The 11,206-nt window shown below is 67.2% G+C and carries 10 protein-coding genes; 7 read left to right on the forward strand and 3 right to left on the reverse strand.

The window, feature by feature from the left end:
- Nucleotides 1-211: 211 nt before the first annotated feature.
- Genes IEY55_RS16355 through IEY55_RS16375 form a run of 5 tightly spaced genes read left to right on the forward strand, consistent with a single transcriptional unit; the run spans nucleotide 212 to nucleotide 5,162 of the window.
- Nucleotides 212-1,255, forward strand: coding sequence for a glycosyltransferase family 2 protein (locus IEY55_RS16355; protein WP_189058737.1), 1,044 nt, complete (start codon nucleotides 212-214; stop codon nucleotides 1,253-1,255).
- 11 nt (nucleotides 1,256-1,266) lie between these two features.
- Nucleotides 1,267-2,187, forward strand: a complete 921-nt coding sequence (locus IEY55_RS16360; protein ID WP_229686467.1) for a glycosyltransferase — start codon at nucleotides 1,267-1,269, stop codon at nucleotides 2,185-2,187.
- A gap of 35 nt (nucleotides 2,188-2,222) precedes the next feature.
- Nucleotides 2,223-3,011 (forward strand): glycosyltransferase family 2 protein, encoded by a 789-nt coding sequence (locus tag IEY55_RS16365; RefSeq protein ID WP_189058741.1) that lies wholly within the window; start codon nucleotides 2,223-2,225, stop codon nucleotides 3,009-3,011.
- Complete coding sequence (locus IEY55_RS16370; RefSeq protein ID WP_268239320.1) at nucleotides 3,011-4,582, forward strand: oligosaccharide flippase family protein; 1,572 nt, start codon at nucleotides 3,011-3,013, stop codon at nucleotides 4,580-4,582. Before IEY55_RS16365 ends, IEY55_RS16370 begins: the two co-directional genes overlap by 1 nt.
- Nucleotides 4,479-5,162, forward strand: a complete 684-nt coding sequence (locus IEY55_RS16375) for a GNAT family N-acetyltransferase (RefSeq protein WP_189058745.1) — start codon at nucleotides 4,479-4,481, stop codon at nucleotides 5,160-5,162. Before IEY55_RS16370 ends, IEY55_RS16375 begins: the two co-directional genes overlap by 104 nt.
- A gap of 387 nt (nucleotides 5,163-5,549) precedes the next feature.
- Here the strand turns inward: IEY55_RS16375 and IEY55_RS16380 are convergent, their stop codons facing one another.
- Together IEY55_RS16380 and IEY55_RS16385 are read right to left on the reverse strand one after the other, a co-directional pair.
- Complete coding sequence (locus IEY55_RS16380; protein WP_229686454.1) at nucleotides 5,550-6,065, reverse strand: winged helix-turn-helix domain-containing protein; 516 nt, start codon at nucleotides 6,063-6,065, stop codon at nucleotides 5,550-5,552.
- Nucleotides 6,066-6,723: 658 nt separating this feature from the next.
- Nucleotides 6,724-7,455 carry a GntR family transcriptional regulator gene (locus IEY55_RS16385; RefSeq protein ID WP_308424766.1) on the reverse strand — a complete coding sequence of 244 codons (732 nt, stop codon included), beginning with the start codon at nucleotides 7,453-7,455 and terminating at the stop codon, nucleotides 6,724-6,726.
- A 1,001-nt stretch (nucleotides 7,456-8,456) separates the two neighbouring features.
- On the opposite strand from IEY55_RS16385, the gene IEY55_RS16390 reads away from it, so the two are divergent.
- Both IEY55_RS16390 and IEY55_RS16395 read left to right on the forward strand, forming a co-directional pair.
- Nucleotides 8,457-8,741: a hypothetical protein gene (locus IEY55_RS16390; protein ID WP_189058749.1), complete on the forward strand. Its 285-nt coding sequence runs from the start codon at nucleotides 8,457-8,459 to the stop codon at nucleotides 8,739-8,741.
- Nucleotides 8,742-10,068: 1,327 nt separating this feature from the next.
- Nucleotides 10,069-10,404 (forward strand): hypothetical protein, encoded by a 336-nt coding sequence (locus IEY55_RS16395; protein ID WP_189058751.1) that lies wholly within the window; start codon nucleotides 10,069-10,071, stop codon nucleotides 10,402-10,404.
- A gap of 22 nt (nucleotides 10,405-10,426) precedes the next feature.
- Here IEY55_RS16395 and IEY55_RS16400 read toward each other — a convergent pair whose 3' ends face one another.
- Nucleotides 10,427-11,203: a 5-formyltetrahydrofolate cyclo-ligase gene (locus tag IEY55_RS16400; RefSeq protein ID WP_189058961.1), complete on the reverse strand. Its 777-nt coding sequence runs from the start codon at nucleotides 11,201-11,203 to the stop codon at nucleotides 10,427-10,429.
- Nucleotides 11,204-11,206: the final 3 nt, after the last annotated feature.

Here is an 11,206-nt window from a genome sequence, read left to right on the forward strand (position 1 = left end):
TCCCGAGGCCAGGCCGATGCGAATCGGGTTCGCCGCAGGCTCATGCGAAGGAACAACTCCCGCTCAGGATCACCCACGGGCACGGCGAGTACACCAGTATCCGGGGTACGGATCCGTGCCGGACGGAGCGAGCACGAGCGACAACGCCGACCAAAGCCGGATGAACCAGTTCGCCGCAACGACGTCATCACGTCGACTGGAGGACGTTCCCATGAGCAAGACAGGACCGGTGGAGAGAACGTCGGGAGATGCGATGGCGAGCGCGGAGAACGCGATCGGCATGCCGGCACTGATCGGCCCGGCGCCACCCCCCGTCACGGTGGGGCTTCCGGTCTACAACGGGGAGCACTATCTCTCAAGCTCATTGGCTTCCCTGCTCTCGCAGACGTACGAGGACTTCGAACTGCTGATCTCCGACAACTGCTCGGATGACGCTACAGAGGAGATCTGTCGTACGGCTGCCCGAAGCGATCCGCGGATCCGCTATGAGCGCCAGGACCGCAACGTAGGTGTGATCGAGAACCACAACTGGCTCGTCCGGAACGCACGCAGCCCGTTCTTCACCTGGGCATCCTCCGACGACGCCTACGCGCCGGAGCGGATCGAGCGGATGTACGTCGCCCTGCAGAACGACGACAAGGCGGTGCTGGCGTTCACCTGGGCGAGACAGATCGACGAGAATGATGCGCAGGTCGGTTCGTGGCACAACCCCTGCCGAACTGCTCATCCCGATCCTGCCGTGCGGTTGTACGACCTTCTCGCCTTGGTGCACGAGAACTATCACTGCTACGGGCTGGTCCGCAGGAATGTCATGCTTCGGACGATGCTGGAACCACCGGTCTGGAACAGCGACCGGATCCTGGTTGCGGAGCTGACGCTGCACGGCCCATTCGTCGAGGTGGCGGAAGAGCTTCTCTGGCACCGACTCCACGACCGGAGGGTGAGTGCCAGCCTGACCCACCGTCAATTCTACGCGACACAGCGGATGAATATCCCGCGCATTGTCGCCCCCAGCGCCGAAGAAGGCTACTGGTACCTCCGGGCCGTACTCCGCTCCCCGGTCCGTGGTCGGGATCGGGTTCGCACACTCGCCGCCCTACGCCCTTGGCTGCGCGACAACTGGATGCGGGTGGGCTACCACCTGGCCCGTGGTGTGACGGACGGTGTGCTCGAACTGGTGGGTCTTCGTGGTCGATCCTTGCGTGACCAGCGCGCTCGACGAGTGATGAGCCAGAAAGGAGGGTTGGACGGATGACACCACCGGTCATGGCTGCGGTAGTCAGTTATCAATCCGCCGCACATCTTCCCAACCTGATAGCCAGCATGCCGGCGGGTTTCGAAGGTGTCTCCCGATGGCGTCTCGTAGTGGCGGACAACGGATCCACTGACGGTAGCGCCGACGTCGTGCGTTCCCTTGCGCCGGAGTCGGTCGTGGTGGATATGGGCGGCAACCTCGGCTATGCCGCCGGGATCAATGCCTGCGCGGCGCTCGCCGATCCAGACGAGGCGCTGTTGGTGCTGAACACCGACGTGGTCCTGGAGCCCGGGATGGTGCGTACGCTGCTGGACGCTTGCGAACGCGATGACTCGATCGGAGTCGCGGTTCCGGAGATCAGGCGACCGGACGGCTCTGCGGAACCCACGCTGCAGCGTCGCCCCACTCCGCTCCGCACGTTGACCGGACCTGCCCTGGGCAGGTACGTACCCGCCCTGGGCAGCGAGATGCCCGAGGACGCGAGGTGGGCTGACTGGGCGTGGGGTGCCATCCTGTTGGTACCGGCGCAGGTACGCAGGGTCGTCGGACCGTGGCGCGATGATCTCTTCCTCTACTGGGAGGAAACCGACTACTGCCGGCGGGTCACGGACGCCGGGTGGCGGGTGCGAAGGGTTCCTGATGCTCGCGCGGTGCACCGTGGTGGGCATCGGAAGCGTTCCCCTTCCCTGTGGGCGCAGCTGGTCACCAACCGGGTCGTGCACACGGCACGGTGGGATGGGCGTCGCGCAACAATCTTGACCTGGTCCGCACTGGCACTGCGCCAACTGTTGCTGATGCCCTTGGGAAGGCAGATCCACCGGCAGGCGCTGGCAGCGCTCTGGACCGGGCGGCAGCTCCTGCTTCGCGGTGAACCCACGCATCCCGCAGCACCAACGGAGTTCCTCAGCCAGCCGAACAGGAGCCTTTCCTGATGTGTGCCTTGAGACGGCACCCGGTGGTGCGCCAAGTGGGTCTGAACGCACTCCAGCTGCTCGGCGGTCGTAGTGCACTGAGCGAGCGTCTGTGGCGGGTGCGATCCTTGCAGGCGCGTATCAACGCGACCAACGCAGAGTACGACGAGGTGGCAAGGCTCCACGCCCGAAGGGGGACATACCCGTCGGCATTGGTGGCGGTGGTGATCCCGACGTTTCGGCGCCCGGAGCAGCTCAGCGAGGCGGTGCGCAGCGCGCTTGCACAGACGGTTACCGACCTCGCCGTGATCGTGGTGGACGATGGTGGCGGTATGGTGGGACTCCTTCCGGAGGACCCACGGATCACGGTCCTGTCATTGAGCAGGAACTATGGAAGCTGCGGCCTGGTACGGAACGTAGGGATTCGGCTGAGTCGCTCGCCGTTCGTCGCCTTCCTCGACGACGACAACACCTGGCGCCCCAACCACCTGGAGGAAGCGCTCACCGCAATGCCGGATGGTCCCGGCCTGGTCTACACCGGGGTGAAGCGGAGCCGACGTGATGGATCCATAGTGGACATTCTGGGCAGACCTTTCGATCGCCGCCAGCATGCACACCTGCCGTGGATCGACATCAGCAGCATCGTCGTTCGTCGCTGCCCTAAGGTGAGGTTCGATCCCGCCCGGCGTCCCAACGACGTGTATGCCCGGGAGGACTGGGAGTTCGTCCACCGACTCTCCAAACGGATGCGCACCGTGTACGTACCCGAGGTGACCGTGAACTATACGGTGCACGACGGGAGCTACTACCAGGACTGGAGCTGGCTTCGGGCTGGACTGACCTGATGGCCCACGTTCTCACCCTCGGTAGCCGGTTCCGGCGCGGCCTGTCATTGAGCTTACTCAACACAATGCTTACGCGGTCGGGCTCGGTGCTCTTGGGCATGGTGTTGGCACGCCTGCTGGCGCCGGAGGAATTCGGTGTCTATGCGGTCGCCCTGCTCACGCTGAACCTGTTGCTGACCTTCAACGACTTCGGCGTTGCCGTCGCGGTCGTCAGGCACGAGGGCGACGTGCGTCCGATGCTTCCGACAGTCTGGACGATGTCGATCATTGGCGGAGCGCTCGTGTTCTTGGCATGCCTCTTGGCGGCGCCGTTCATAGCGTCGGCGCTGGGGGCACCACAAGCGACCGGGGTGGTGCGGCTGATCGCCACCAATGTTCTGCTGGATGGCTTTGCCGGTGTTCCCGGTGCCATGCTCGCGCGGCGGCTGGCACAGGATCGGCGGCTGGTGTCCGACCTCTCGGGCATCGTGCTCGGCTTGGTGCTGACCGCTGTACTCGCGTTTCATGGATGGGGTCCGTGGGCGTTGGCGGTGGGAAACGTTGCGGGCACCGCCTTGACGGTCGTGCTTCTCATCGCGCTGTCCGGTGAGTACCCGCGGCTCGGCTTCGACCGCACGCAGTATCTTGGCGTGGCTCGGTACGGATCGACGGTCGTGATGTCGTCGCTGATGCTCATCGGGTTGCAGACCGTTCCGCAGGCGGTCGCGGGAAGACTGCTCGGTGCCACGACGCTCGGCCTGTTCTACTTGGCGAACACGGTGGCGAACTGGCCCGTCTCGATGATGCGCTCCACCATGGAGCGGATCACTGTAGCGACCTTCGCCCAAGCACGGGACGGTAGTGCGAACCTGGGTGAGGTCGCCGGCCGCGTGCTGGGGATCGTGGCGTCCGTGGTGCTCCCCGGTGCGGCCGGACTTGTCATGCTGTCGGACCGGATCGTGTGGTTCGCCTACGGCCCGAGCTGGATGGCTGCCGCTCCGGTGTTGGGTCTCATCGCCGTGGCCGCCGCTGTCGGCCTGCTGACCGAACTGATGCTCGCGTTGCTCATCGCCATGGGCAAGGTCATGTCGGCGGTGTTGCCGCAGATCGCCTGGCTGCTGGCCTTGGTGCCCTGCACCATCGTCGGTGCGGAATGGGGAGGCGTCGCCGGAGTCGGATGGGCGCAGCTCGCCGCGGTGCTTCTCGTTGCGGTTCCCGTTCATCTGTGGGCCCTGGGCCGTGCCGGCGTGCAGCTGTTGACCATGATGAAGGCGGTTGTCGCTCCCGTGCTGGTCGCGGTCGTGCTCGCGATCGTCCTGTTCGGTATCCGCACCCTGCTACCGGAAGCGATGCCCAGCATCCTGGTCGGTGGATTGCTGACCGGTGTCGTGGTCGGCTGCGCCTGGATTCGCGCCGGGAGGCGGGCAGGCGCCGCACTGGACGAGGTCACGGTCGGTGTGGACCACGCGGGAGAGGAGGGAGAACAGGATGCGAGCTGGTTCGAAAGGACAGCTTTACCAGGCGCTGAAGTCGCGGCTGTACCCGGATCACCCCGGGTGGCCGACAGCGCTGGGACCGCGAACTGCCCGTGACGGCCGGTCGGTCCGACTGCGGCCACCGCGACTCGCCGACGCGGAGCAGTGGAGCGCACTGGTTCGTCGGGAGCGGATGGCGTTGGAACCATGGTGGCCCACCAGTGTCCTGCCCTGGGAGGACCGCTTCACGACCAGGACGTGGTACGAGCGGTGGGCCCGGCTCCGGTGGTCGGCCCGACGTGGGTACAGCCTTCCTGCCGTGATCGAGGTCGATGGCCGGCTTGCGGGTGAGGTGGTCATCGATCGCATCGATCGGACACAAAGGTCGGGCGAGGCAGGGATGTGGATTGCGGCGGAGCATCATGGCAGCGGGGTGGCCAGTCACGCACTTCAGCTCATCATGAGTCATGCCTTCGGCCCGTTGGACCTCCACCGCCTGGTCGCTCCGATCGCGGTGAACAACCGGGCGGCGGCCGTTCTCGCGGCATCGCACCGGTTCAAGCGAGAGGGCGTCATGCGGGACTACATGCACGTAGGGGGCCGATGGCGAGACCACGTACTGTGGTCCGTGCTGACGAACGAGTTCATCTCCTCACTCACCGCGGCGTCAGCAGAAGCCGCACCCCGGCCGACGTAGTTCGCGTTGGCCAGGCAGCTCAGGTGACGCCCGGAAGTGCCTGGACCTCGTTCCCGTGGGTGCTCCGGGCGCAGCCTTCTCCTGCTGCGGCGCGCCCGGGTGCGGCGAGCGGGGTCGAGCACTACCCGAGTAGCGCTGGCTGCGTTCCGGTCCGAAGGCTTCGCGCCTCGAACCTGTGTGGGTCGGGCTGAGTTCGATGACTCCTCCACGCAGGTCAGTTCCCGAGGGATAGGGAGCTCGACGATGTTCGGCTCACTCCAGGACGGGAGCTGTTGCGGGCGTCGGCGGCGAGCCGACGCCGAAGGGCGCGCTGGTTCCTACCCGGGCGCCGCGCTGGTCGGTACCGACGCTCTACCGACCCAGCGCGGTCCCCGGTGACCAGGACCGTCAGTTCCCTTCGCTTGTCCGTTCGAGCAGGTAGCCCCGCCCCCACGCGGTGCGCACCACCAGGCCGAGTGCGGTGATCCGCCGGCGCAGCCGCATGATGTGCAGGTCGAGCGCGTTACGGCTGGCGTTGCCGGCCCGCGCGGGCAGCCGCGCGGCCAGCGCCTTGCGCGGAACGAGCTGGCCGAAGTGCGTGACCAGCAGGTCGAGCAGCTCGGCCTGGGTCGGCGAAATGGTGACCGACCGAGCGCCGAACCGGAGCACGCCGCTGGGATCCAGCTGCGGGATCCGGTGCGAGCTAACCCTGGCCCGCAACGCGGCCACCCGGGCCTTCAGGTCGGACTTGCAGATCGGTGCCCGGACCCAGTCCTCCCGGACGTCCGAGCAGATCGGAGCGGTGGCGCCGCGTTCGACGACGAGCAGCCGGGGCACGCCCATCGCCCGGCAGTGGTCCCGCAGGGCCGCCTCGGCCGGCCAGCGCACCAGCTGCACCTCGTCCCTGTCCACAGTCGTGAGCATCTTGGTCTCCCCAACCAAGTTCCGACTCGCCGGACGCGACCGTCTCGATCGGTTCCGTCGAGTCTCCCCAGTATCCCCAGTACGGGTCGCTCGCTTGTGTCCGGCGTCGAACCGTCGGCCTCAATTGAGCGACCCGAGCCGATTTAAGCTTGATCGCTTGACTGAGGCAAGCGGGATCACCGGGTCGGCCTAATGCTCTCGGTGGGGTACGCGGAGCTTTTTTAGGAAGCGACTATCGGGTTCCAGCGCCGGCTCTATTAGCGGGTCGACAGGGCCAGGATGCCCGCCTGGCCGGCACCCGTTACCCGGTCGCGGCGAACGGTCCACGAACCGGCTTTTCCGTGCTCGAGCGGGGGTGTAGGCATGTTTATGGGGTATGCTGTACCGCCGATCGGCCGTATCTGTTGAGCGCGGAACGGGGCAGTCGGCGGTGAATTGGACGAGTCTCGAAACCCGTGGGTATCCGCGGGTGAAGTCCGGGTGAGGTTTTCGCGTTCCCGGAAAGCCCGAAACGGACATGTGTCGCCGTTCGGCGGTTGCCGGGAAGGGGGTGTATAATAGACGCCCGCGTTATCGGTTTACCGTCACCGCTATTCGGGATGGTCCGGTCCGGTTGGTCTCCTGGTGCGAAAAAGGAACCGCTGAGTCGGACCTTGGTTCAGCCCTGCTGGCCAAAGGTTAACCGAGAGGTGATCCGGTAACGGTCGCCACGGTGCACCGACCTCGCCAACTCGACCACCCGGCCCTCGCCGTCCCTGGTGACCCGCTCGCACAGCAGGGCGGGGGAGTAGGGTGGCACCGTGAGCGACTCCGCCTCGACCGGATCCACCACCGTGGACTCGATCGTCTGTACGGCATCGGCGACCGTGATCCCGTACCGCATGCGCAGCAACCGATAGAACGATCCGACCTCCAGGTCCCGGGCGGTCAGGTCGGGCACGAGGAGGAGCGGTAGTCGGAGCCGTTCCAGCGCCATCGGCTCGGTGCCAACCAGCTGCAGCCGGGTCACCCGCAGCACCTCGGTCGCGGGCGATACCTGCAGCCGCTGGCCGAGCCGGGCGCCGGCCGGAACACTCTCGAACCGGAGGACCCGGCTGGTCCACTCACCCTCGGCCGCGGGCGAGAGAATCGAGTCGTGCACGGCGGGGACGAACTCCGGCGCGGTGCTCCGTGCGGTGGTGAAGGTTCCGCGGCCACGCTGGCGCACCACTAGGCCAGCCCGGGCCAGCTCCGCCAGGGCCGTGCGCAGGGTCGGCCGCGAGACACCGAACTGCTCGGCGAGGACCCGCTCGGGCGGAAGGACCTCCCCGGGACCGTGTTGCTCGACCAACTCGGTCAGTCGTTCCTTCGCGAGCACGCGCTTCTTTCCGGCAGAGCCCCCAGCACACACAGCGCAACCGTAGCAACGCGCGAGGTTCGTCCCGGTAGCCCGAGTGGTCAAGGTGTCGGGGCAAGAGGTTTGACAGAAGGTCAGGTCCGCACGCGGGGAAACCTGCTGAGCCAGCGGAGACGCGCGTGGGCCCAGAAACACGACCGGCCCGGGGTCCCGTCGCCGGTCCCGGTGGTCGGCCCTGCTGTTGCGGCGACTTTCTGGGGGACCACCGCTGGTCATCAGCTCTGCGCTGTGTCGGACACGGATGGGCCCGGTGACAGTTGCGCGGCCAAAATTCGCCCCACGATGACCGCCGCGCGGAGCAACGTCGGCTCCCGTGGCGGCACCGCCCCTGACAACGTCGCCGAGTGAGACGGCCTGCACGACGCTGGTTGGGTGCGGAGGAGGGACACGCGGTGCAAACGCTGTTCACACCGTCGTCGGTGCGTATCCCGAGATCTCGGCGAAGACACCCTCGCCCGCGAACACTCACGACCGGCTGGCTACGTCGGGAGGCCGGCAACGGTGACCTGTGGTCACCGGGTCCCTGCGCGGCGACCCCATCGCCGTGGCGAGTGGCTTCCCGGCACCGGCCGAGGCGCCGGACAACGCTGGTCCCGCTGGTCCGAAAGGCGGTCCCCGCGCACGCGGTGTGAGGAATACCAGGACTCGGTGGGTCTACCGGTTGGGGGCTTTGGGGACACGCGTCGTTGCGCCCGGTGGTCGCCTTCTCCATACCTGGGCTTGGGCCCCGGGGCGCTGACCTGCGGCGGAACGAGTGAAGATCACCGCCCGGAAGGGGCAGGTGGCCTCGACGTCCGGCTCGCCGCAAGCCTCCCGGTTCGACCAAGGCCACTCGAACGGCGGGTAGGCGATCAGTCGGGAGAATTTTGTGCGTGTCGTCCCCAAACCGGTGGCGTTGCGAGGATACTTGCCGCGAGTCCGTCACCCGACGGGTGTTGCTCCGTCCCTACGACGGCAGACACCTATCCCACCCGATGGGGAGGGAGAGCACCGTGATGACGATGCGCAACGACGCGCCCCCCGGTGGCCGCGAGGAGAACCTCGCCGAGCTCGCCGAGGCCCTGTTCTGCAGTCCGCTGCGGCCTGCGGACCACCCCAGCCCCGACCAGGTGCGCGCTGCGGTGCGCGCCAGCCTGCTCGCGCACAGCAACGACCCCGGCCTGTGCGCTTGCGAGCTCGCCCAGGCATACGGCGAGTACCCGGAGATCACGGTCACCCGGATGCGCTGGTGCCGGGAAGCCGTTGCCGAGGCGTACGGCCTCGGCCTCGCAGCGCACTGACTCCGTCGGGTCGTCGAGGGACGGCCTGCTCCTCGAGCTGGACAAGGTATGTGGTGCTGGTGGGACGTGAGGGGCCGAAGGTACTTCGGCGCCACCCCATCAGCAGGGCTGAGGAGTAACCGCCGTACGGGCCTCGGGCGTGGAGCGGTGGGCTTTCCGGTTGCAGCGTCCCAGAATCATGGTTACGGCCCCGGGCTTCGACGGCACCAAGCATCCGGGCGTTGGTTGTTCCGGTGACGACACCCGCGGTCGGTTGGGTCTGCGACGTGTCAGGCTGAACTTGGTCAAGGCCGTCCCGGCGCGCTCGCGGGCTCAGGCCCGTCCCGGGTTCGGTGCGTTGAGGAGGCCGGCGACACGCTCGCGGGTCCAGAGGATCGAAAGCGTTGCTCCGCCAGCGAACTCGGCGCAGCCGAACGTTAGATCATGAGGCGGTAGGTGCAGGTTTTCCTCGGTGTTCCAATGGATCGGCTCGGTGAGTGTTCCATCGACGCAGTCGTCCGGTCCTGGAGGTCTCGATGCCTTCCCGCGTCCCGCTCCGCCTTGCCGCTTGTGCTGCTGCTGTCGCCGGTCTCGTCGTTGGGTTACCGCTACCGGCCACCGCGTCCGACACCATGACGGTCTGCATGGGTAGCCCCACCCCGTCGGGATGGGTTGAAGTGAAATACAGCACCAATTATAGGTGTGGCCGTCCCGGAAGCACGCACAATGCCAAGACGATTCGGAAGGTCACGAGCGTCTCTCCGGGCGGAACGGTCGCCGCTTGCACATCCAGCCCGCGTCCCGCCGGATGGGCGGTCACCCGCTACCGCTACGTCTCCAGCTGCGAGATCAGCAGGTTTGGCAGCAGCAACAACAACACCCAACAGATGCTGGTGAACCTGAACGGGCTTCCCTCCGGAAGCATCCGAGCCGTCTGCGGAGCCTGGTCCGCCCCCCAGGGTTGGGCCATCGTGAGCCGACACCGGGACTACGGCTGTGTGTACAGCCGGTTCGGCAGCCCCACATCGGACAACGCCGCGACCATACGTAAGTTCTGACGGCCCACTGCATGACCGGGTCCGCCCGACCAGCACCACAGCTGACATTCGGAACTGTCGAGCAGCGGCAGGGACGCGCAACCGCTCCCTGGCCACGCCCAGACCGTCAAACATGAGACTGCTCGTCGTGAGTTTCACGTACTAGATCACGCTGCGTGATTCCCTGACTTGGCACGGTAATCAGAGCCATCAACGTGGACAGCGATCGACACAGTGTCGGCGTGCCGCCGCCCAGGCTCCGACGTTTGCTCGCACAATGAGGGCGACAACAAAGGTCGGGGTGGTCCCATATGCCGAACTGGGACGACTGGCACCGGGTGGAGTTCTTCCGCGTCCTACGGGGGCGGCGTCTTCTCTGGTACACGCAGCGCATCAACGACCACGGCTTCTACCTGTGGCGGCGACGTAACCACGATCCCGTGGCCGAGTACACCAAAGCCGTCGCGGACGAGTGGTTCGAGCGGGAGGGCAGACCCGCCGGGGAGCGGTGGGCCATCCGCGTCTCGCGGCTGGACGACGGCCAGTCGGCCACACCGCTCTGCGAGATCGAGATCACCACGTGTGGGGACGGTCGGCCGGCCACCCGGCTGGTCCGGTGCCTGCGCATGAGCCGGAGTTCGCGGTGACGCGACCGCGGAACCGCTAGAGTCACCGCCTCGCGCGGAGTTCGGCGAGGAACGGGATCGAGGCGATCTTCTCCTCGGTCAGCTCCGGCCACCGGACCCGCGCCGGTGCGCGCCGCCCGTCGTGCTGGCAGTTGATCACCCGCTCCGGCGTGACGATGTAGTCCACGCGCGCGTCGTGCTCCACGGTCGGGATTGCTCCCTCCGGCAACACCTGCAGCTCGTGCACGGTGGTGACCACCACCGTGTCCGGACCGATGAGCCCGGCCTCGGTCGCGATGGCGAACTCCAGGTCGCTGAAACCCCCACCCTTGCCCAGCCGGGCGCCGTCGGGAGCAGCCGCCACGCATCCGGTGACCACCACATCCACCGACTCCAGCTCCGCCACCCCAACCCGCCGCGCTGACCGGGAAGCGCTCTTGATCGAGGACGCCTTGCGTGGCGGATCCGCCAGATGTGCGGGATCGAGCAGGAAGAACGGCGCCGGATCGGCCAGCCGCGGTACCGCCATGTATACCGTCTTGCCGTCTTCGAGCGCACGTTGCCGGACCGGCCACTGCGGGGAGTCGGGGTTCGCCTTGACCGTGCGTGCCCCACGCCACACCGCGGTGTCCCGGAGCCGCCCGGCCGCGGCCTCGGCACCGGTGAAGTTGGGGATGCGCCCGCGGGCGCCGGGGAACCGGGTGACCCGGGCGTCGGTGAGGGCGGCCCAGACCTGCTCGCGCAGGTCCGCCTTGGCCGCGAGCAGCTCGGGTGGACCGCCCGCGTCGCGGTCGTGCCGGGGATGCGCTCGTGGAGCCACGCG

Source organism: Longimycelium tulufanense, from assembly GCF_014645795.1.
GTDB lineage: Bacteria > Actinomycetota > Actinomycetes > Mycobacteriales > Pseudonocardiaceae > Longimycelium > Longimycelium tulufanense.